General features: G+C 52.6%; 19 protein-coding genes. 14 read left to right on the top strand and 5 right to left on the bottom strand.

Features of this window, described 5'->3' with window-relative positions:
* Window positions 1-19 precede the first annotated feature (19 nt).
* The gene (locus tag BLU70_RS01030; RefSeq protein WP_074691271.1) at window positions 20-709 is read right to left on the bottom strand and encodes a response regulator transcription factor; all 690 of its coding nucleotides are present in this window, start codon (window positions 707-709) and stop codon (window positions 20-22) included.
* A gap of 416 nt (window positions 710-1,125) precedes the next feature.
* On the opposite strand from BLU70_RS01030, the gene BLU70_RS01025 reads away from it, so the two are divergent.
* The 6 genes from BLU70_RS01025 to BLU70_RS01000 all read left to right on the top strand — a co-directional run bounded on the left by BLU70_RS01025 (window position 1,126) and on the right by BLU70_RS01000 (window position 9,145).
* Entirely contained in the window at window positions 1,126-2,094 is a 969-nt protein-coding gene (locus tag BLU70_RS01025; RefSeq protein WP_006448088.1) for an ABC transporter ATP-binding protein, read from the top strand.
* A 16-nt stretch (window positions 2,095-2,110) separates the two neighbouring features.
* The gene (locus BLU70_RS01020) at window positions 2,111-3,079 is read left to right on the top strand and encodes an ABC transporter ATP-binding protein (RefSeq protein ID WP_006448087.1); all 969 of its coding nucleotides are present in this window, start codon (window positions 2,111-2,113) and stop codon (window positions 3,077-3,079) included.
* 108 nt (window positions 3,080-3,187) lie between these two features.
* Entirely contained in the window at window positions 3,188-4,963 is a 1,776-nt protein-coding gene (locus BLU70_RS01015; RefSeq protein ID WP_040290700.1) for a peptide ABC transporter substrate-binding protein, read from the top strand.
* 83 nt (window positions 4,964-5,046) lie between these two features.
* Entirely contained in the window at window positions 5,047-5,934 is an 888-nt protein-coding gene (locus tag BLU70_RS01010) for an ABC transporter permease (protein ID WP_006448085.1), read from the top strand.
* Window positions 5,935-5,999: 65 nt separating this feature from the next.
* On the top strand, window positions 6,000-6,959 hold the full coding sequence (locus BLU70_RS01005; protein WP_040290698.1) for an ABC transporter permease: 960 nt from the start codon (window positions 6,000-6,002) through the stop codon (window positions 6,957-6,959).
* 419 nt (window positions 6,960-7,378) lie between these two features.
* On the top strand, window positions 7,379-9,145 hold the full coding sequence (locus BLU70_RS01000; protein ID WP_040290695.1) for a peptide ABC transporter substrate-binding protein: 1,767 nt from the start codon (window positions 7,379-7,381) through the stop codon (window positions 9,143-9,145).
* Between the two features lie 45 nt (window positions 9,146-9,190).
* Here BLU70_RS01000 and BLU70_RS00995 read toward each other — a convergent pair whose 3' ends face one another.
* Window positions 9,191-9,658 carry a hypothetical protein gene (locus tag BLU70_RS00995; protein ID WP_006448082.1) on the bottom strand — a complete coding sequence of 156 codons (468 nt, stop codon included), beginning with the start codon at window positions 9,656-9,658 and terminating at the stop codon, window positions 9,191-9,193.
* 172 nt (window positions 9,659-9,830) lie between these two features.
* On the opposite strand from BLU70_RS00995, the gene BLU70_RS00990 reads away from it, so the two are divergent.
* From BLU70_RS00990 to BLU70_RS00955, 8 genes are all read left to right on the top strand, one after another.
* Window positions 9,831-11,384 (top strand): Na+/H+ antiporter NhaC family protein, encoded by a 1,554-nt coding sequence (locus BLU70_RS00990; protein WP_040290693.1) that lies wholly within the window; start codon window positions 9,831-9,833, stop codon window positions 11,382-11,384.
* A 45-nt stretch (window positions 11,385-11,429) separates the two neighbouring features.
* Window positions 11,430-13,175 (top strand): ABC transporter ATP-binding protein, encoded by a 1,746-nt coding sequence (locus BLU70_RS00985; protein WP_074691269.1) that lies wholly within the window; start codon window positions 11,430-11,432, stop codon window positions 13,173-13,175.
* Window positions 13,172-14,965, top strand: a complete 1,794-nt coding sequence (locus BLU70_RS00980; protein ID WP_074691267.1) for an ABC transporter ATP-binding protein — start codon at window positions 13,172-13,174, stop codon at window positions 14,963-14,965. The genes BLU70_RS00985 and BLU70_RS00980 overlap by 4 nt, the downstream gene beginning before the upstream one ends.
* A gap of 106 nt (window positions 14,966-15,071) precedes the next feature.
* Window positions 15,072-15,944, top strand: a complete 873-nt coding sequence (locus tag BLU70_RS00975; protein WP_074691265.1) for a DUF7847 domain-containing protein — start codon at window positions 15,072-15,074, stop codon at window positions 15,942-15,944.
* Between the two features lie 11 nt (window positions 15,945-15,955).
* Complete coding sequence (locus BLU70_RS00970) at window positions 15,956-17,425, top strand: hypothetical protein (protein ID WP_006448077.1); 1,470 nt, start codon at window positions 15,956-15,958, stop codon at window positions 17,423-17,425.
* Window positions 17,426-17,505: 80 nt separating this feature from the next.
* The gene (locus tag BLU70_RS00965) at window positions 17,506-18,411 is read left to right on the top strand and encodes a LysM peptidoglycan-binding domain-containing protein (RefSeq protein WP_074691264.1); all 906 of its coding nucleotides are present in this window, start codon (window positions 17,506-17,508) and stop codon (window positions 18,409-18,411) included.
* A gap of 158 nt (window positions 18,412-18,569) precedes the next feature.
* Complete coding sequence (locus BLU70_RS14910) at window positions 18,570-18,716, top strand: ArsR/SmtB family transcription factor (RefSeq protein ID WP_420168579.1); 147 nt, start codon at window positions 18,570-18,572, stop codon at window positions 18,714-18,716.
* 116 nt (window positions 18,717-18,832) lie between these two features.
* A complete protein-coding gene (locus BLU70_RS00955) occupies window positions 18,833-20,137 on the top strand; it encodes an arsenic transporter (RefSeq protein ID WP_006448074.1) in 1,305 nt (434 codons plus the stop codon).
* Between the two features lie 200 nt (window positions 20,138-20,337).
* On the opposite strand, the gene BLU70_RS00950 is transcribed toward BLU70_RS00955, so the two are convergent.
* The 3 genes from BLU70_RS00950 to BLU70_RS00940 all read right to left on the bottom strand — a co-directional run bounded on the left by BLU70_RS00950 (window position 20,338) and on the right by BLU70_RS00940 (window position 22,708).
* Entirely contained in the window at window positions 20,338-21,408 is a 1,071-nt protein-coding gene (locus tag BLU70_RS00950) for a hypothetical protein (RefSeq protein ID WP_143027452.1), read from the bottom strand.
* A 35-nt stretch (window positions 21,409-21,443) separates the two neighbouring features.
* A complete protein-coding gene (locus BLU70_RS00945; protein ID WP_074691260.1) occupies window positions 21,444-21,962 on the bottom strand; it encodes an RNA polymerase sigma factor in 519 nt (172 codons plus the stop codon).
* Window positions 21,963-22,096: 134 nt separating this feature from the next.
* Window positions 22,097-22,708, bottom strand: coding sequence for a SpoIID/LytB domain-containing protein (locus BLU70_RS00940; RefSeq protein WP_074691258.1), 612 nt, complete (start codon window positions 22,706-22,708; stop codon window positions 22,097-22,099).
* Window positions 22,709-22,717: the final 9 nt, after the last annotated feature.

Genomic DNA, 22,717 nt, shown 5'->3' with positions numbered 1-22,717 from the left:
TTTCTCGGCGGGGCAATCATCAGCGCGCTTCGGAAGCGTCGGGTTGAAACAGATAGCCGACACCGCGAACGGTGGCAATGTACGATGGTTTACCTGATTCGTCGATCTTTTTGCGCAGGAAATGGACGTAGTTTTCCACGGCATTGCCAATCACATCGGCATCAGGTCCCCATACGCGGTCGAGAATGATCTCTTTGGACAGCACTTTGTTTTGATTCCGCATGAACAGTTCGAGCAGTTGGAACTCCTTAGCCGTCAGCGCCAACGCTTCCCCGTTGCGCGTTACAGTACGGGTGCTAAAATCAAGGCGAAACGGACCAGCTTCGATGGCGTCAGAGCCGCTGAATTGCCCTGTACGGCGCGACAGTGCGCGCACGCGGGCGAGCAATTCTTTGTTGTCAAATGGTTTGACAAGATAGTCATCAGCACCCGCGTCCAGACCAGTGACTCGGTCTTCGACCGTGTCTTTGGCGGTGAGAAGCAACACAGGGGTCTGCACCCCGTTCTCGCGCATGCCCCGGAGAATGTCGATGCCGCTCATCTTGGGTAGCATGATGTCGAGGATGACGATGTCGTAGCTGTCTGTAAGTGCCAAGTCGTATCCGGAGTCGCCATCATGCACAGTATCGACGGCGTACTGATTTTCTTTGAGCAATTGTTTGAGCGCGGAGGCGAGCCGCGCTTCATCTTCCACCAATAAAATGCGCATATGTGTACCCTCCTGTCACCACAAGCGGGCGATGGTCGTCCATTGTTATTGTACACGCTCAGCTTGAAGGACGCTCGAAGCAAGGGAGGGATGGAATGACGCATCCTGGTTGGTATCGTCACGATATGTAAGATTTACTGCCGTGGTGTGTGAAAATAAGAGAATTCTTAGCTTCCTTTGTACCTGTGCAAAAAGGGCGTCAACGCGCGATTTTTGTCCATATTCGCTGGAAAATCGTGAATCGCGTGGATTTCACTCGCCTTTACAAGCCCTTGTGCCGCAGCTAAAATTTGCGCTATACCAACGAATCTTCTATCAATTTTTCGGAATCTGACATGCAATTATGATATTTCTTAATACAGACTCCGAAACTTGACATGACATTGCCGAAACCGAGAGATGGGAGGGGCATGACAATGGCGGAACCGCTCCTCGCGATTCGCGATTTAAAGACGTATTTCGTAAGCAAACACGCAGAGGTGCGCGCCGTCGACGGAATCGACATCGACGTCCAAAAGGGGCAGATTGTGTGCATCGTCGGCGAGTCAGGCTGCGGCAAGAGCATGACATCACTGTCCATCATGCGCCTTGTGCCAAAGCCACGCGGCAAGATTGTTAACGGTGAGATCTTGTTTGATGGGAAAGATCTCCTGAAACTGAGTGATCGCGAGATGGCCGACATGCGTGGCAGTGAGATTTCGATGATCTTCCAAGAACCCATGACGGCACTTAATCCCGTTCTGACGATTGGAACGCAGATCAGCGAGATTTTGATCCGCCACCGCGGCATGAACAAGCGCCAGGCTTTGGACAAGGCTGTCGAAATGCTGAAATTTGTCGGTGTGCCGCGCGCCAATGAAATTATTCACGAGTTTCCACACCAGTTGTCAGGCGGTCTGCGCCAGCGCGTGATGATTGCGATGGCTATGATCTGCGAGCCCAAGCTGCTGATTGCGGACGAGCCGACAACGGCGCTCGACGTGACCATTCAAGCGCAGGTTCTGGAGCTCATGAAGAAGATGCGCGATGAGACTGGCACGGCCATCATCATGATTACTCACGATCTCGGCGTCGTCGCCGACATGGCGGATCATGTCGTCGTCATGTACGCTGGTCAGGTGGTCGAGAGTGTCGACGCCGATACGGTGTTCGAACAGCCGAAGCATCCGTACACCCGAGCGCTGATGGATTCCATTCCGTCGCTCGAAGAGGACAAAGACGTTCTTTACTCCATTCCGGGCACCGTTCCAAGCGCAGCGAACTTCCCGAAAGGTTGTCGTTTTGCGGAGCGCTGTCCATTGGCGCAGCCATCTTGCTTTGAAAAAGCGCCAGAGCTGCGTGAAGTAGCACCGGGCCATCTGGTTCGTTGCGATCTCGTTTCATGAAGAAAGGAGGGGTACGATGAGCCAGTATGTGTTGGAAGTGAAAGATTTAAAAAAGTACTTTCCTATCCGTTCAGGCGTTTTTAAGCGCACCATCGGTCATGTGCGAGCGGTAGATGGGGTCTCTTTTGACGTCAAGCCTGGTGAAACGCTCGGGATCGTCGGTGAATCCGGTTGCGGAAAGTCGACGACAGGGCGCATGATCATGCGGCTGACGACGCCAACCGATGGCAAGATTTTGATTGACGGCAAGGATATTACCCACGCCAAGGGCGCGGCGCTGCGCGAGAGTCGTCGGCATGCGCAAATGGTCTTTCAGGATCCGTATGCTTCGCTGAACCCGAAGATGAGTGTAGGGGAAAGCATTGCAGAGCCGCTTATTGTCAATAAGGTACTGTCGCGTGACGACGCATTTGAACGCGCCGCGCAACTCCTTGACACGGTTGGCTTACGGCGCACGGACATCACGCGCTTTCCACACGAGTTTTCGGGTGGCCAGCGCCAGCGTATCGGGATCGCTCGCGCACTTGCTTTGAACCCCAAGCTCATCGTCGCGGACGAGGCTGTTTCAGCTCTCGACGTGTCGATTCAGTCGCAGATATTGAATCTGCTTATGGACTTGAAGCACGAATTTAATCTTGCATATCTCTTTATTTCTCACAACCTAGCGGTCGTACGGCATATCAGCGATCGCGTCGGGGTGATGTATCTCGGTCACATGGTTGAAAACGGACCGAAATCTTCGCTTTACGCTGATCCGTTGCACCCGTATACGCAGGCGCTGCTGTCGGCTGCCCCAGAGCCGCGGCGCGTGAAACGACGCGAGCGCATCATTTTGCAAGGGGATGTTCCAAGTCCAGCGAACCCGCCAACTGGTTGCCCCTTCCACACACGCTGTCCGCGCGCGATGGATGTGTGTCGCTCGCAGATGCCTAAGCCCGTGATGGTTCACCCCGAGCACTGGGTGGCTTGTCATTTGCATGGTTGAGGCAAGGTCTTGCGCATGGCTTGCGCGCTTGCCAGTGCCAGTGCATGAACAGGCTCGGACTTCGGGATCCTAATGCGGCGAGGGTTTGACATCAGAGGGGGAACTTCAGTGAAGAAACAAAACGTTGCTGCATTACTTGCTTTATCGACTGCGCTGTCTGTTGCTACCCTAACAGGGTGCGGCGCGGCCGCCAACAATTCGTCCCCGGTTGCCCCAGCAACCGGGAACGGCGCAGGCAATACGACAACGGGACCTGCCAAGATTCAAAAAGGTGGAACTCTGGTTGTCGCATTGCCGCCGTCGACCAACATCACGTGGTATTTACCCATCGAAAATGCGGGTAACGCGAGCATCTATAATGCTCAACTCGTTACGCAGATGTATCCGAACGTGATCTACATCAATAATCAGTACCAAGTCGACTATAACAACAGCTTTGCGGATAAGATCACGTACAATCCTGCGGGAACTGTGTACACCATTTCCTTGAAAAAGAACTGGAAATGGTCTGATGGTAAACCGGTGACTGCTAATGACGTTGTGTGGGACTACAACTTGATCAAGGCGACGGATAGCAAAAACGCGCCAGCGCCATGGCCCAATTACAACGCCGGTTCGGGCGGGGTTCCGGCCAACGTGAAGAGTGTTGTGGCGACGAATCCTTACACTGTGACCATTACGCTCAATAAGCCCGTGAACCAGCAGTGGTTCATCTACAATGGCATTGGGCAGTTGACGGCTCTGCCGGAACATGCGTGGAACAAGTACCCGAACGACATGAACCAAGAGATTGCATACTTGGGCAGAGAGGCCACGAATCCTTCATTTTTCACGGTTGTGGATGGACCGTTCAAGCTTGTAAGTGCGAAGAGCAGTCAATCATGGACACTCGTGCCGAATCCGACCTTTGGCGGACATAAGAGTACGCTTGATAAGCTGATTTTCCAGTATGAGGCTTCTTCAGACGCGGAGTTCTCCGCCTTAAAAACAGGTAACGTCAACCTGGGGTACTTGGATCTTTCGCAATACGGCTCGAAGGATGCCCTGACTTCTGCAGGCGACGTGATTACACCTGCGTATAACTTCGGGTATTACTTCATCGAGTTGAACCAGCAAAAAGGATCACCGATGTATGCTGCGTTCAGCGATGTAAAGGTGCGTCAAGCCCTGGAGTACGCAATTGATCAAAATACTATCAACAATGAGATTTACCATGGGTATGCTCCGGCACAGTACGGGCCAATTCCAGCGACGCCAAAGACGGTTTTCTTGGATCCGAAACTAGCTAAGCCATTGTTCCCGTTCAATTTAAACAAGGCCAAGCAGTTGCTCGAATCCGACGGTTGGAAGATGCAAAACGGCGTCATGACGAAGAACGGCCAGCAACTGAAGTTTGAGCTGATGTATCCGACGGGTGGAGAGTCCACGACGCAGATGATGGAGCTCATCCAACAAGATTGGAAGCAAATTGGCGTAGTGGTTACATTGAAGCCTGTACAACTGGCCGAGGAATTTGGCATCATGAACAACAGCAGTCAACCTGGCAAGTGGGCAGCAGCGGCCGGTACCGGCATCACCTATGGCGGATCGTACCCATCCGGTGAACAGTTGTTTGAGCCAGGTGGCCTCGACAACTTTGGATACAATGATCCGACGCTCGATAAGCTGATTGCCAAGACGACCGAACCTTCGGCTTCGCAGGCAGCGTCGCAGCAGGCGTTCTTTGCTTATGAAGAGTACGTCTCGAAGCAGGTACCGGTGTTGTGGAACAACGCCGTGGCGAGCCTCTCGGTGGCAGCTCCGAACGTTCATAATGCGACGCCTGAATATCTCAATCCGACGACCGAGTATCCTCTCTTTAACTATATTTGGATGTCCAAGTGATTATCGCGTCGGTGTCAAGACGCAAAATGACGATGGCGATCCGCACATGATGCGGATCGCTGGATGAGGAAGGAGGGGCAGCCGTGGTAACACAAACCGAGGTGAACAAAGCCACTGTTACACCGAAGGCGCAGTCAAATCGGTGGCGTACATGGAAGCGGTTCTGGCGCTATCCGATGAGCGCGATTGGCCTCATTGGCATCGTGCTGTTGTTCGCATTCTCGTTCATTGGGCCGATGATTTATCATGTGGATCCGCTACATGGCGACTTCACAGCCCTGTTACAGCCGCCAAGTTGGGCTCACCCACTGGGTACGGATGACGCCGGACACGATGTGCTTGCACGCATGATGGTTGGCGGACAGGCATCGCTCGAAGTCGGCTTCTTGTCGGCGTTTGTCGCGATGGCATTTGGTACCCTATACGGGATGGTCAGTGGACTTGTCGGTGGTTGGGTTGACATGGTGCTCATGCGTATCGTCGACATCTTGTTGTCAATCCCAAGTATCTTTATTCTGCTCTTTTTGAACGCGACGTTTAAACCGAATGTCGGCCTGATGATTTTCGTCCTGGCGGCGACCAGTTGGCTCGGGGTCAGCCGTATCGTCCGCGGCGAAGTGCTCAAGATTAAAAATGAAACGTATGTCGAAGCAGCTTTACTCTCAGGTGTGCGCACCTGGCGCTTAATGTTGAAGTACCTTGTGCCCAACTTTATTGGCACGGTTTTGGTTACAACGACATTTGCGGTTGCTGACTCGATTCTCAACATTGCAGGTCTATCGTTCTTGGGACTAGGTTTGCCACCACCGGCTCCGAACTGGGGTGCCGATTTGTCGGCTTCGATGAACTACATCTTCCAGAATGCTTGGTGGCTTACGTATCCACCTGGGATACTGATTTTGATTGCGGAACTTTGTGTCAACTTTGTCGGCGATGGCCTCCGTCACGCACTGGACACGCGTACGGATTGAACATCAATTTGACCTGGCCAAGCGATTACTGCGCGGCCAGGTTCGATGAATCGAGGTGAATCGCGTTGCTCAGTTATATTGTTCGCCGTATTATGGAGGCAATTCCAGCGTTGCTTGGCATCTCCATTATCTCGTTTATTCTGCTTCACATCGTACCAGGCAACCCGGTGCGCATTATGCTTGGCCAGCACTATACGGCGCAGCGCGCGGCCGCACTGTCCGCATCGCTTGGTTTGAACAAACCGCTTTATATGCAGTACTTAATCTGGCTTGGCAATCTCGTTCGCGGGAATTTGGGCTATTCGTACAACTACAGTGAACCGGTCACCTCACTGATTGTGCATGCTTTGCCAACCACGCTGTCGTTAGTGTTGATTTCAACCGTCTTCGCACAGCTGTTTGCGATGGCCATCGGAACGATTCAGGCGTATTTTGAGAACTCGATTGTCGATCATATCGTTTCGGTTCTCAATTACTTCTTCTATTCGATGCCGTCTTTCTGGCTGGGTATTTTGCTCGTCATCTTCTTTGCCATTGATTTGCACTGGTTCCCTTCAGGCGGAGTGGTGAATCCACAGGATCAGAATCCAGGATTTGCGGACTGGCTTCACCACCTCGTACTGCCGGCGGCAACCTTGACATTAATCACCTTGGCAGGCTACTCGCGTTATATGCGTTCCTCTGTTCGCGAAACGCTTCTTCTCGATTATGTCCGTACCGCACGGGCCAAGGGATTGCGCGAATCGCAAGTGATGTTCCGACATGTGTTGCGAAATTCCATCTTGCCGCAGATTACGCTGTTTGGTCTGTCGTTCCCGGGGTTGTTCGCTGGCGCACTCTTCATCGAAGAGATTTTCAACTATCCAGGGATGGGGTTGTTGTACTGGAATGCCACGGGCACGCTCGACTATCCTGTACTGCTTGGTGTGACCATGTTCCTTGGGGTACTCACAATTGTCGGAAACCTGTTGGCAGACATCTTGTATAGTCTCGTCGATCCGCGCATCAGCTTTGATAACTTGTAAGTACATCCTAACAACACAAGTGAAATGTCTGGCGAATGGACAGAGAATATCATGTCCATTCGCCGCTTTTTTGAGTTAATTTGTTATATTTCCTTCCAGACAACCACAGTACCCGACTTTGTAAGAGAATTCTTAAAATGCGTTTCCCACTTCCCGTTCCCCCTGAAATCCGCGCGAAATCAGCATTTTTAGCGTATATATCAGCCTGTTTGACGGTTTGAAACGGCGTGTGAATATCTTTACAAACTTATCAAACATACGTATCATTTCACTATACAACAAATAATCAGTTAATTCGGATGGTTCAGCGCAGATGTGGCGATGGATCAAAAGGTGGGGTGCGAGAGGACAAACCGCCAATTCAGTCACTATTAAAGGTTTGTATCGTTCGTACAGAAACATCAAGGGGGTAGCAAGAAATGAAAAAGCGTCACCTTGCAGGCGCATTTGGAATGTCCGCAGTCTTGGCTGCCGGAGTTGTGGCCGGTTGTGCGTCCGCGCCGGCGCAAAACAGCAATTCGGCAAACAAAGCAACTTCGGTCGGGGCCGCAGCTACGGTAGCTCCGCAAAAAGGCGGTACACTTGTATACGCATTGCCACCTGCCACGAACATCACATGGTATTTGCCGATTGAAAACTCACAAAACGCGAGCCTCTACAACGCACAGCTATTTATGCAAATGTATCCGGGCGTCATATACATTAATAATCAGTATGGGATTGACTACGCGGACAGCTTTGCTAATAAAATCACGTATAACGCGACCGGTACAGTGTTCACGATTCAACTTAAACAGAATTGGAAATGGTCCGATGGGCAACCCGTCACAGCGCAGGATGTCGTGTGGGACTACAATCTGATTAAGGCAACCGACAATCCGAAGGCTCCGGCGCCTTGGCCGAATTATAATGCGGGTTCGGGTGGCGTACCTGACAACGTGAAGAGTGTCGTCGCTACGGGTAAGTACACAGTCACCATCACGTTGAAAAAGCCAGTGAACCAGCAATGGTTCATTTACAATGGCATTGGTCAGTTGACGCCTCTCCCAGAGCACGCGTGGAATAAGTATCCTTCCAATATGAATCAAGAGATTACGTACCTGGGCAAGGAAGCTACCAATCCGACATTCTTTAAGGTCGTAGATGGTCCATTCAAGTTGCAAAGTGCAAAGAGCAGTCAGGCTTGGGTACTCGTACCGAACCCGACGTTCGGTGGGCACAAGAGCACGCTCGATAAGGTGATTTTCCAGTATGAAGCGTCCTCTGATGCGGAGTTTTCTGCGCTGAAAACAGGTGCCATCAACCTCGGTTATTTGGACCCGGCACAGTGGGGATCGCGGCAAGCCCTTACGTCAGTCGGCGACAGTATCGTTCCAGGATACAACTTCGGCTACTACTTCGTGGAACTGAATCAGTTGAAGGGGTCACCTTTGTATTCGGCATTCTCAGACTTGAAGGTCCGTCAAGCCCTTGAATATGCAATTGACCAGAACACCATTGACAAAGAGATTTACCACGGTTATGCACCGCCGCAGTATGGACCGATTCCGGCAACTCCGAAAACGGTGTTCTTGGATCCAAAGCTGCAAAAGCCGCTGTTCCCATTCAGCTTGAGCAAGGCCAAACAACTGCTGGAGTCTGATGGCTGGACGTTGCAGAATGGAGTCATGACGAAGAACGGCCAAAAGCTTGAGTTTGATCTCATGTATCCATCTGGTTCTCCTTCGACGACACAAATGGTAGAGTTGATTCAGCAAGATTGGCAGCAGATCGGTGTTGTTGTCAATCTCAAGCCTGAGGAGTTTGCTCAAGAAATTGGCATTATGAGCAATTCGAAGGAACCCAGTAAGTGGGCTGCCGCTGCAGGTACTGGAATTACGTATGGCGGATCGTATCCGTCTGGAGAACAGCTGTTTGAGCCAGGCGGCCTGGATAACTTCGGATACGACAATCCGACACTTGACCAATTGATTAAGAAGACGAATGAGCCGGCTGCGTCCGCAGCTCAATCTCAACAAAACTTCTTCAAGTACGAGGAATATGTGTCTGAGCAGGTCCCGGTTCTATGGAACAACTCGGCTGCTTCCTTAGGCGTTGTGGCTCCCAATGTACACAATGCGACATCGCAGTATATGAACCCGACGACCGGATATCCGCTTCTCAACTATATCTGGATCTCGAAATAAGTTGAATCCAACAACAGCGCAGGCCGATGCTGGCCTGCGCTTTCTTTATAGATTTGACTCAAGTTCTTCTGGCAACTCGGTGAACAACTCATGCCTACGTCCCCGTATGCAGCGGTATGAAATGCGAAGTGCTTCTCGCTTCCTGAATGGGTTTGCGCGATGCTCTAGACGACTTTCGTCCATCGAAAATTGTATGGTTTTTTGCTCATTGGGCGCCAAATGAAGCCCCGTAACGCGATTGCCGCTGACGATGGGCGGAATTGCCGTACACCCGTCGTCGCTCTGAATGGCAAGTTTAAGTTCTAGCGCAGGCCCAGTCCCGTAATTTTTCATGGCAATTTCCCAAACTCCACAGGATGTTTGTCCGATGTCGTCGATCGCAACGATGGGGTAAAATGTCTCCTGGTTCGCGCGGTGAATCTGGTACCATGACGTCACCGCAATGGCAAGTGTACCGACGGACGACAAAACGCTTGCCACTTCCACAATGTCCAGCGACAGGGGCCATGCCATTTTAATGCCCCCCTTTGTGGCCTGTTCCCTTCGCATCACAAACGGTCACTTCGTTCACTCCGTCTTCAGTATTCCACATGCGTGCCGCATCGAATCACACCTCATTCTCGCATGAGACTGCTTTTCCTTGTGCACGTTAAAGCTGGAAGTGCCAAGGGGGAGTTGTCCAACAATGCACGGTTCTGTCTTATCACTGATTCCGTTTTTGGTCGTGATTCCAATCGCACTCTTGACTAAACAGGTCATTTTGGGATTGGCCCTAGGGCTATTCACTGGGGCCTACATGATGCATCCACAACCGGTTGCCGGGCTTTCATCCGCGCTTACTTACTTGGGCAACGAGATGGCTGTTCCAGGCAATGTTAGTCTGATGTTGTTTCTCTATTTATTCGGCTCCTTTGTCGGGTTATTGCGGGTAAGTGGCGGTGTACAAGGGTTTGCGAATTGGATGGAGCAACGCATTCGTTCGCCGCGCGGCGCCTTTGCTTTCACATGGCTTTCAAGCTTGTTCACATTCATGGCACCTGATTTTCGCATCATGACGATCGCGCCGATTGTCAGTCGCGCCTTTCAGCGTTTCGGCGTCCGTCCGGAGCGAGTGGCCTTCGCGATCGACGTCACCTCGACGCCTTTATGCGCGCTGGTACCACTTGGCACCGCATTTGTCGCATACATGGTAGGTCTCATGCACACATCGAGCGATCACGCTGCTGCGACGGCTTCGCCGTACCGCTTGTTTCTTCTGAGCATACCGTTCAACTTGTTTGCATGGGCGATGCTCGCTGTGGGATTCGGTTTGACCTTTTTCCGGCATTCGCGTACGAAGATGCACACAAATCGGCCGCCCACCGACGCCGTGCGCAACGCTTCTCCATGGGCAGGTGCAGCCGTGAGCCGACGAGCCGCATTTGCCGTCGAGACAGGAGCCATCGGAATGCCGGCGGATGCGGCGGTACAGCGCCCACTGCGTCGGACCAAGGCGCATGCACCAGAGGAGTCTGTACCGGATCCGGTCGAAGTCTTGGCGGAACGTGCCCGTCCAAGTCAACTGAACCTCATCCTGCCCCTCGCGCTCCTGCTCGGCGCAACCGTCGTCTTTACGTACCTATCGGGCCGCGCTCCGGGCGTGTCTGTCCTTACGGCCTTTGCAAAAGCTAATGCAGCACGCGCAATGCTGGAAGCTTTGGTGATCACCGTTGTCGCGATGTTCGTCCTCTACACCGTTCGGCGACTGCCCTTGCAGCGGCTGATGATCGGCTTTTTGCAAGGGGGTAACGAGATGATGCCTGTGATTGTGCTTCTTGTTCTGATCTGGGCAGTCTCCGCGGTCGCTGCCGATCTCGGCTTTTCTGCGTTTTGCCAGCGGGAGATTGTCCGCTATGTTCCGGCGCATCTTATTGTTCCCGCCTTGTTTCTGTTTGGCTGCGCCATCTCCTATGTGCTGGGCAGTTCCTTTGGCACCTGGGGCATGCTGATGCCCCTCGCTTTTTCGCTGGCGGCTGGCGGTGCAGAGAGTTTGCCACTCGTCGCTGGTGCCGTGTTTGCCAGCGGCACTTTCGGGGGCTTTGCGTCACCTCTGAGCGACAACACGATCGCGATGGCGACCGTGATGAAATTGCCTGTCATGCAATACGCCAATTACAAACTAAAAAGCGCCGCTGTAACGGCAGTGGTGTGTGCGTTCGGATATTGGGTCGTGGCCGCTTGCCTGCCAGTCGGGCACTGAGTTAAGGTAAGAGAGTTGACGTGTTTGCAATGGAAGGTGGTTGCCATGAGCCCCCAATCCCTTTTACGAGATTACTTGTTACGCCATAAATGGGGTTATATCGGATCGACGTTGTCCATTATTGTGTCCGAATTTATTTTTGTCCAATTTCCGAATATTCTCGGCCGCTTCACCGATGCACTTGCCAAGCATCGGTTGAGCGGCCGCGGCATTTTGGTGTACGCCGCGCTGTTATTCATCGTCGGTTCGGTCTATGTCCTTTTTTACGGCATCGGACAGGCACAAAACGGGCGCGCGGCACGCGGTTTTGAATACCTCTTGCGTTTGCGCTTATTTGAGCATTGGGAACTCCTGTCGACCGAATATTTCAGAAAGCGAAGCATTGGCGATCTCCTCAATCACGCCATGAACGACGTCCGTCAGGTCCGGGAGGCGCTATCCGGTGGCTTCAACATTTTGACGAACTCGATCTTCCTGATGACCGCCACGCTTATCATGACGTTCACCACCGTCAGTTGGAAACTGACGCTGGCCAGCATGATCCCACTCGTTGCAATTCCTTTTTTCATCGTCTGGATTGGCCCCCAGGTCAGGGTATCGTCGCGCCGCGTACAAGAAGCGCTGTCTGCCATGTCGGAATTCGCCGAAGAGAGTTTTTCCTCGATCCGTCTGGTCAAAGCGACAGCCAACGAACCGATTGAGGCAAGCCGTTTTCACGCTCGCGTCAACGACATCGTCGCTGAACAGATATCCTTGGTCCGCAAGACTGCGCTGTTCCAGGCGGTCATTCCGACGGCGAGCTCAATTGCATTCGGTATTGCACTGCTTTATGGCGGTTGGCTCGCGGTGACACATGCCATCCAACTCGGAGCTTTCGTGGCTTTCACTTTGTACTTAGGTCAATTGGTCGTGCCGTTGCAACAAATTGGGCAGGTGATTAACAATTTTCAACGGGCTTTTGCATCGTTGACCCGCCTGCAGGTACTTCTCGATGAACGGCCGGCAATTGCGGATCCTGAGCACCCTGCGGAACTCCCAACCATCCGAGGTGACATTCGGATCGATCTCGCTCATTTCAGCTACCCTGACGGTGATGAACCCGTTTTGCGCGACATTCACGTGCATTTGAAACCAGGGCAGACGCTTGGCATTGTGGGACGTACGGGCAGCGGCAAGACGACGCTCGTCAACTTGTTGCCGCGGATGTTTGATCCACCTGCCCATTCCGTGTTCCTCGACGGCTGTGATATACGCGAACTGCGATTGCAACAATTGCGCGAGGCCATCGCGTATGTGCCCCAGGACGGATTCCTGTTTTCAACGACGATTCGCGATAACATCTCGTTCGGGCGGTCGGATGCATTGGAAAGCGAGATCGAGCGTGCGGCTCGGGCGGCGTGCATTTACGATGACATCGTTCGTTTTCCAGACGGCTTCGACACCATCATTGGGGAGCGCGGCGTCACATTGTCAGGAGGGCAGCGCCAGCGCACTGCGATCGCGCGTGCATGGCTGAAGGACGCCCCCATCCTGATTCTCGACGATAGCTTGTCCGCGGTCGACATGGAGACGGAAAAGCGGATCCTTCGCGCTTTACAAGAGGTTCGCCAAAACCGGACGACGCTCATCATTGCTCACCGCCTTTCGGCCGTGCGCACTGCAGACTGGATCATCGTGCTGGAGGAAGGCAGGATTGCCGAGCAGGGTACGCATGAAGAACTGCTTCAGCGAGGCGGGATTTATGCGCAGACGTACGCGTTGCAGGCAGAGGGGGAGGTGATCGACACATGAACGAGCGTGCCACCAAGCCCACGCAAAAACAGAAGCCCGGCGTTAAATCTCTTCGCCGTCTTCTACCGTTTGCAAGACCTTATCTGTGGCAATTCGTTCTCGTCATCGCGTTGGTCATTGTGTTTAACGCGTCGAGCGTGTTGCAGCCGTATCTCGTAAAGGTCGCCATCGACAGCGATATTGCGACCGCGCATCCGAATGGACATGCATTGTTGATCATTGCACTTGTGTACATTGGCGTCGTGATCGCCGGAGTTGCGGCAAACTATCTTCAGGTCACGCTTTTGCAGCGGGCGGGTCAAAGTGTCATTCAAAACATCCGGCTATCGCTGTTTCAGCATATTGAACGTCAAGCTATGCGCTTTTTTGACTCGCGGGCGATTGGCACATTGGTTACCAACGTGTCGAGTGATACCGAGACTGTCAGTCAGTTTTTTACGAACTTCTTTTTGAGTTTGATTCGCGATGGGCTGTCCATCTTGATGATTCTGTTCGCGATGTTTCGCCTGAATGCCAGGATTGCGCTTTACTCGATGGTGTTAATCCCCATCATCTTTGCCGTTGCGATTTCATTTCGCGGTAGATTGCGCAGGCGCTATCAGAAGACGCGATCGCTCTTATCGGCGATGATCGCATTTTTGGCGGAGAATTTGGCGGGCATGCGGATCACGCAGATTTTCCACCAGGAGGTACGCCAGCGACGGGCTTTTTTGCAGTTGGATGAACAGCACCGCGATGCAAATGTGCGCGAGTACACGACGTCGGTGTGGTTTAATCGCACGTTTGAGTTACTCGGAAATGTGGCTGTGAGCGCTGTCGTCTTCATTGGCGGCGAAGCCGTCTTGCATCGGGCGATTGCGTTCGGTACGCTGTACGCTTTTATCCGCTACATCCAGCAGTTTTTTCAGCCCATCAATGCCATGACGCAGCAATGGAACACCTTGCAATCGGCGATGGTGGCGGCAGAGAGAATCGGGCAAGTCTTGCGCATCGAGCCCGAGATTGTGGATGTTGAAGACCCTGTTGTCGTGGATCCAAAACGGGTGTTGGGGCGAGTGGAGTTTCGGGGCGTTACGTTTGGGTATCAGCCGGAGAGCCCCGTGCTGCGCGACATCTCGTTTGTCGTCGAACCTGGGCAGTTGATTGGCGTTGTCGGTGCGACCGGAGCCGGGAAAAGTTCGCTGATGAGTCTGCTTACGCGCTTTTACGAACCGCAGGCAGGTACCATTGAAATTGACGGTGTGCCGATTGCGTCCATGCGCCAGCGCGACTTACACGCGATTGTTGGCATTGTGCAGCAGGATGTGAGTCTGTTCACCGGCACGGTGCGGGACAACATTCGCTTGTTTCGGCCCGAGCTTGGCGACGAAGACATTGAGCGGGCGGCGAAGGCGGTCGGTGCAGATAGCGTGATTGAGCGGTTGCCAGATGGCTATGACACTTTTTTGTACGGTAAAGGAAGCAACCTGTCCATGGGCGAGCGGCAACTCATCTCGTTCGCGCGCATCGTCGCTTTAAACCCACGCATTTTGATCTTGGATGAGGCGACAGCAAGCCTCGACAGTCAGACGGAGAGGCTTGTGCAACGCGGATTGGCAGCCGTGACAGAAGGGCGGACAACGCTTGTCATCGCGCATCGATTGTCGACGATCCGGCATGCAGATGCCATAATCGTGCTTGAGCAAGGGCGGATCGCCGAGATGGGGACACACGAGGCGTTGTTACGGCATGGGGGCTTTTATGCGCGGCTGCACGCGGAAAGTGGCATTGAATCGAGTCTGTCCGTGTGATCATGGTTTCGTTGGCGCGCAGGCTTCCCTTGATGTGCTATGATGATAGGGACGCTTCCAGGGTTTGCGCCGGTTGCGATTCCACAACCTCGCAGGAGGAATCGGTTTGCCTTCTCATACATCGTTTACACTCCGCGATGTGTTCCAGGTGTCGCTCGCGGTCTATCGCCGCCGGTTTCGCACGATGATGGCGGCCTCTGCGCTTATCTTACTACCATTCCAAATCTTAAACGCCTATGTGCAACTTCGCTTTTTGAGCAGTGCGAGTATGACGGACTCATCGAATTGGGTGTCGCGCCTGCAGTCCGCTCGCACCATTGGGCAAATGCTTCATGCCATCCCGGCGCCGTATGCGACGTGGATCCCATTGTTGACGCTTGTCTACGTGCTCCTTGTCTTCCCGCTCATGCTCGCGATGGTGAGCCGTGTCGTCGTTGGCATGATTGCACGAGGTATCGATGTGCCGACGGCGGATGCAGGCAACGACGCCTTTCGCAGATTGCCGCTCGTCATCCTGACGATTGTCATGACAATCGTCCTATATGTTGTCGGTAGTGGCATCTGGACGTTCGCCGTCAGTCTCCTGGCTTCTCTCGTTGCGGGTATTTCCGAGGCACTGGCGTATGTGGTAACCGTATTAGGTAGTCTGGCGTACATGATCGCCAGTCTTTGGTTTTTCTTACACGCCTTGTTTTTGCCCGTCGTGGTCGCGGAGGAGGGCGTCGGCTTCTTTCGAGCGATTCGCCGTTGTTTTAGAATTGCCCGCGGGGACTTGTGGCGTTTGCTTGGCTTTTTTGTCCTGCTCTTTGTGATTTGTTCCATCGCCCAAGGCGTTTTGACGCTCTTTGGCGACCTATTGTTTCCTTCGAGCGGGGGAGCCTTGCTCGTATCGCTGCTCGTTTCCTTGTTGACAACGCCGTTTGTCTATGTGGCGATTTCCGTCATGTATCTCGACATGCGAACGCGCAAGCACATATGAGGTGAGGCAGCGTGATCGAAGTGAAGCGACCAAGGCCGTGGGCTCGGCTAGAATACGTAATATTACTCGGATGGCTTCTGTACTTTGCCGTACACGCGGCCCTTCCGCTGTCAGATCCAGACACGCCTTGGCACCTCGCCACAGGCGATTATATCTTGACGCATCACAAGATTCCGACGACGGATCCGTTTTCGTGGTCCATGCATGGACAACCCTGGGTGACGCAAGAATGGCTGTTTGAGGTTGTGCTTGCGTGGCTTGCCAATCACTTGGGATTTGCCGGTGTATGGGGACTGGTCGTATTTTTGCAAACGGTCACCGTGTTGGCCGTTTATCGTCTGGTTTCAACTTTGTCACAAGGCAACCGCGTCTTCGCTGCAATCGCGGCCATCATCGCGGTGGCAGCCGGCATTGCCTTCTGGGTAGTGCGTCCGCAACTCGTATCCTACACGATGTTTGCTGTGTTTTTGCTTATTCTAGAGCGCGTCCGATCCGGCCGTGTTTGGTTGCTCGTGCTCGTTCCCTTGTTGATTCTGGTTTGGGCCAACGCTCATGCGTCGGTCTCGATTGGTATCCTGATGTTGATATTTGAAGTGGTCGTTTCATTTGTGCCGACCATTGGTCGCTTAGAGAGGCATGGTCTGTCGAACAGAACCCGTCTGTGGTTACTTGTCACGGCTGTGGTATCCGTCGGTTTTGGATTGCTCAATCCCAATGGATATCACGAATTTACCTATGCCCTGTTGTCAAATAACACCCTGATGACCAGTTCGATTAACGAATGGCATTCGCCAAACTTTCATAGCTCGTACTACAAATATGGCGTCATTCCGTTTCTTGCAGGTGTGCTTGTGATCGTCATTGCCCGGCGTCGGGAGATTCCGTTAAAGTACATCCTCTACTTTGGCGGATGTTTTGCACTCACACTTGTCTACCAACGTTTCATGCCCTATCTGGCGATTGCGGGAGCACCTTTGATTGGGTTTGCCACATACGATTGGGCGCGGGTGCTCACTGCGCCATCAAGATTTTTCCGCTACGTTTGTTTCATTGCGCTGTTGGCTGAAGTAGCCGAATTCGGATTGAAAATGCCTTCCGTGAAGGGGACGGTGGCATCGCATATGGATCCTGGGGCTTATCCTGTTGCGGCCGTCAACTACCTCATTCAACACCACATTCCAGGACCGTTGTTAAACGCGTACGATTATGGGGGATATTTAATATATCGCGGCGTCCCGACATTCGTTGACGGGCGCACGGATATCTTTTTGCGTAGCAGCGTATTTGCAGACTATATGGATTTGCAAAACTTGGCGTGGGACGCTCCCCAATTGCTTGCCAAGTACAATTTTCAGTCGGCATTGTTGCCTCCAGGCTATGCTCTGACTGTTTATCTTTCGAATAACCCGAATTGGACGTTGGTTTATTCCGATGGCAATGCCGATATTTTTGTGAAGAACGCTTCAACCACGTCTGCATAAAGATCAGCCAACCCGGATGCGCATGACGCCAGCCCCCAGCATAGGCTGGAGTGACTGTTTTGCATCAGGGAGGCTATACCATGCGAATTCATCGCGTCCGTTCTGGAGAGACGCTCAGGCAGATTGCCGCCACCTATGGTGTATCGGTGCGCGACATCTTGCGTTACAACGAACTGCCTTCGCGCACCGAAATCGTACCGGGTCTAGCTCTGTTGATTCCGAAGGGAGATCCGCTCGCTGTTCAAGCCTACACCATTCAATCAGGTGATACACCGGAGTCTATTGCGCAGCGTTTCGGTATTTCACCTGCGGTCTTCGCGAGTTGGACCGGCTATGTGAGTGGGTCCGCACTTTCGGTAGGGTCGCAAATCTATCTGCCTGTGCGGCGCACGACGCGAAAAACGATTGAAGTAAACGGGTACATCGTGCCGACGGGCGAGCAGAGCGACGAGGAAATCTTAGGCGACGTCTCAGACCTAACATATGTTTGTACATTCTCTTATCAGGTTCGCGCTGATGGCCATTTTGAAGCTCCAAAGGACGACATCGTGCTCGCCTCAGCAAAACGATACAACATTCGCCCACTTGTCACGATCACGAACTTCGATGGCAACAACTTCAACACGCAACTCGCACATTCCATCTTGGCCAACCGCTCCTTACGTCAGACCGTGATCGACCAGGCTTTATCGATCTGCACAAGCAAAGGATATGCGGGGGTGAACGTCGACTTCGAACATATGGGTCCATCGGATCGGCCGTTGTACAATGAGTTTATTCGCGAGTTGGTCCAATCTTTGCGCAGTCGGAACCTCAGCATATCCATTGCGATGGGACCAAAGACGGCCGACAACCCGAATCAGCCTTGGATGGGTGCGTTCGATTACCGGACGTTGGGGCAGGAAGTCGACTTTGTCATGCTGATGACGTATGAGTGGGGATGGGTCGGCGGACCACCGATGGTCAGCAAAATGCTACACGTTTAGGCCGCATGTGTGCGGTACTGACTGAAGGGTGACGACGAGCGTCGTTTGATCGGTTGATGACGATGTGGTTATGATGTGAGGTGATCGGGATTGGATTTGGAAAAACCCGCGAGCACGTTGAAGGCTTGGCGGATCCCACGCGTCGTCGAATCATTGCAATGTTGAACATCCGCGACTGGTATGTATGTGAATGGGTGCCACTGTTTGGCATCTCACAGCCGGCCGTGTCAAAATATATGAGTCGACTGAAGGCCGTGGGGCTGGTGAAGGAAACTCGAAAAGGTATGTGGGTTTTCTATGCATGAAACAAGATTTGCCTTCAGGAAGTGGGGATTGCGCTGAACGAGTTGACGAAACTGGGGGACGAGAAGGAATTGGTACATAAAGAAGATTTGCATGTCGAATTTGAAGGTGTGGCCACATGATAGCGCCCGCGGCATGGTTCGCACTGGCGGTGTTTGTTCTGACATTGGTGTTTGTCATATGGCAACCCAAGGGGTTGTCCATCGGATGGAGTGCCATAGGCGGTGCGGTGCTCGCACTGCTGCTTCATGTTGTGCATGTTGCAGATGTATGGTCGGTGACGAAAATTGTTTGGGATGCGACCTTGGCATTCGTAGGCATCATCATGAACTCGATAATCTTGGACAAAATTGGCTTTTTCGAGTGGGCCGCGCTCAAAATGGCACATGTCGCCAAAGGGGACGGGAGAAAAGTTTTTTTGTATGTCATTACACTCGGGGCCATCGTCTCCGCCTTCTTCGCCAATGATGGAGCTGCGCTCATTTTGACACCCATCGTTCTAGAAAAAGTGAAGCTGTTGAAATTTGACATGAGGAAGATGCTACCGTTTATACTGGCAAGTGGATTTATTGCCGATACCACGTCACTGCCGTTCATCGTGAGTAACCTTGTCAACATCGTATCCGCCGATTACTTTGGCGTCGGTTTTATCAGCTATGCCGTACACATGATTGTCCCTGACTTGTTTGCGTTTGTCGCTAGCTTCTTGATGTTATATCTCTTCTTTCGTAAGGACATTCCCAATGCCTATCGCCCAAGTGATTTGCCAGAGGCGGCAAGTGCTATTCGGCACAAAGGTATGTTTTTGGCTTCCTGGATTATCCTTGCTGTCTTGCTTGTCGGTTACGTTCTGACTGAGTTGTTTCATATCCCTGTCAGCTTCGTGACCTTGGCGGTTGCGCTGGTGTTTCTCATCGCCGGAGCGAGAACCAAGACCGTCGCACCGTGGTCGACGATTCGCAGTGCTCCGTGGTCCATCGTTGTGTTTTCGATAGGTATGTATGTCGTCGTATACGGACTTCGCAACGCGGGACTGACCACATTGCTCGGCCGTCTCATGCAGTGGTCGACGCACGGTGGGCTTTACGCCGGGACGCTGTTCACAGGTTTTGTTGCAGCCATCCTGTCGAGCATTATGAACAATTTACCGACGGTGATGGTGGGTGCACTCGCGATTCACTCCGCCGCCGTAACGGGTCTTATGCGTGAAGCGATGGTCTACGCCAATGTTATTGGGTGTGATTTAGGACCCAAAATCACACCCATTGGCTCACTTGCCACATTACTTTGGTTACACGTCCTGGCGCAAAAAGGGGTGCGCATCGGATGGGGTCAATACTTCAAAACAGGTATTGTGCTCACGCTTCCAACGCTGTTTATCACACTCTCTGGTTTGTATGTTTGGCTGCTAGCCGTGCATTAAAGTTTAGGCACCTTGTCACAGTGTACTGATTACAATCGTAGTGAAGGTTGTACTCATCGATGTGTGTTGTTCAACATGCACAGAAGCCAGAAAGAAGGAACCTGCAAGGCTCGTGTTGCTTGGCATGTGACAACATGGCGCAAGCAACACGGAAACCATGTGGAGGAAATGGAGATAAATACTGGCGCATAAACGGGGTTTCACGACAGGTGAAACGATGCTTTCCAGGCGTGATCGTCAAGCCACTTGTATAAAGCTGGACAATGTAGATACACCACTTCTGTCGAAGTCTTATATTCGACGGTGTCGGGCTGTGTCAGCACTTCATACTTTTCGTCTCGTCTTACGATCGTATAGGCCGGTGTGATAGAAATCTGTGTGCCGTCGGACGCGGTTAGATACAGGGTATCCGGTGCGACATTCACGTTGAAGATCAGGTTCGCCGGCGCAGGCGGTAGCTGATACGACGTGCGTGTCGCCGTCTCCAGCCAGACTGTTATCTGACGTGCAACTTTGTCGAACTGGTTCGGTACGTACCCGATTGCCGCGAGGCCTGTGCTCACTGACAGCGATTTGATGCCTGAGGGTAGCGGAATCGGTGGGGCCGGCGTACGGACAATTCGCGCGATATCCCATACGTACCGATGTTGTAATTCAAAAAGATGAATGTGATAGTACAATGGATGTCCTTCACCTGTGATGGAAAGTTGCACGTTCGCTGTTGGCGGGGAGCCAGCATCGTTCCTACTCATCAATTGGTATGTCGCGATGACGCCGTTTTTGGTCGTGGTCAACATGTGATGGCTCGTGGTGCTCCAAGCTGCATGAGCAAAACCTGCAGGTAAGAGATTGGCTGTGTACGCTTGGGCAGACAGGACCGGATCGGTTCGCCATGGACTATGTGCCTTGGCGATTTCCAAACTTTTCTGTATCGGCATTCGTTCCTGGACAATGTGACCGTCTTCGTAAAAGGGAACTGTCGCTCGATTGGCTTGTGCTGCATAGTTGTTTAATTGATACAGAATGGCGGGCGAACCATTCGCCGAGCCGGCTTGGGCTGGCGCCTCAACCGCCGTACGTGGGCCCGGTGATCCTTTGTGCACGGCAGCATAGCCACCTACGACGAGCGCGATTGCAGCGGCACCCCCTCCCACTGACGCCCATACGCTGCGGGCGCGTATCATGTTGCGCTTTGGCACGCTGTCCAAATTGGCCACGATATTCTCCCAGATGCCATCCCGCTGTTCTTTAGACATGCGAACCGATTTCATTTTTTCGAGCTCCTTCTCGATGCTGTGCCCATGGCTCATCTGTCCCAAACCCCCGTTTCCTCATCGTCAGTGAGCAGGTCTCGCAGTTTGGCAAGTGCACGATGCGTAGTCGAACGCACCTTGTTCTCGCTCCACCCCAGTACTTGTGCGGTTTCTTCTACATTAAGGCCTTCAACATGACGTAGAATGACCACTTGACGGTAGGATTCGCGCAGCTTCCTGATGGCGCTTTCGATCACAAGGGAGTGATCGATGGCATCTTGCCACTTGGTTTGATGGATTTGTGCAAACTGCATCACCCTTTGCTCGGAGCGACGTCTACGAAACTTGTCATACATGACATTGCGCGCGATTTGTAGCAGCCATGTTTGCTCACTTGCTTCCCTGCGAAATCTTGGCCAACCGCGAATGGCCCGTAAAAATGTCTCTTGCACCACGTCGTACGCATCGTCTTCGGTGCCCAGAGTCAATCTCCCATAGCGATAGACATCGTCCGCATAGCGCTCGTATAATCTCGAGATTTCTTCGCGGACAGACGATGGGTAACGTTCCATGAGACCATGGCACCTCGCAATCTCTTTACATCTGATTAGACGCAGCAAAAGGGGGAAAGATCGCAGTGGAAGCAGGAGAATGTTTCACAAAAGGGGGCCGAGCTACTTGGGCTCGACCCCCTGATACAGTGGCGTTAAACAAATCGCAGTTGATACCCGGGGTAAAAGAGGCTGAGGATCGTCGTGAAAGGAAGCTTTGCGGTTTGCGCCCAGTATTGCGATCCCCATTGTGACATAATGAAGGTTCCCACGTATCCCGTGTTGCTACCATCTGGTGTGCCAGCCCGGAAGTCGAGCGGCTTAATAGATCCGTCGCTTGGCACAAATACCATGTTCCACGTCTCTTGAACCGCCAAATCTGTGGCGACTTGACCGCTTAGGTATTTGAATGTCTGAAAGTTTGTGGTGTTGTCCACGTCGTATGTAAATCCGCCTTCGGTTGTGGGGTGGAGCGTCCAGTACCAGGCGAACATCTTCACCGCAATTGCCCCGGCCTTAAGAGCCTCGGCGTTCCAACTGGGCATCCACTCGTTTGGCAACACGTCTTCGCAATACTCTTCAAAGCCGACAGTCTGGACGTACAGAATAGGGCTGGTCGGGTTGTTATTGGCGCGGATGGCAACCCGTATGACCGAAGGATACGGCGTATTATAAATCGTCTGGGCACTTATCACCGGTGCTTGCTCGAACGCGAACGCAAGCGCCGCAGACGCAAGGGTCAATTGCAAAGAACGAAAGGTTCGCATGAGCAGCCA

This window comes from Alicyclobacillus hesperidum, from assembly GCF_900107035.1.
GTDB classification, from domain to species: Bacteria; Bacillota; Bacilli; order Alicyclobacillales; family Alicyclobacillaceae; genus Alicyclobacillus; species Alicyclobacillus hesperidum.
This window is presented reverse-complemented; position numbering and strand designations above follow the sequence as displayed.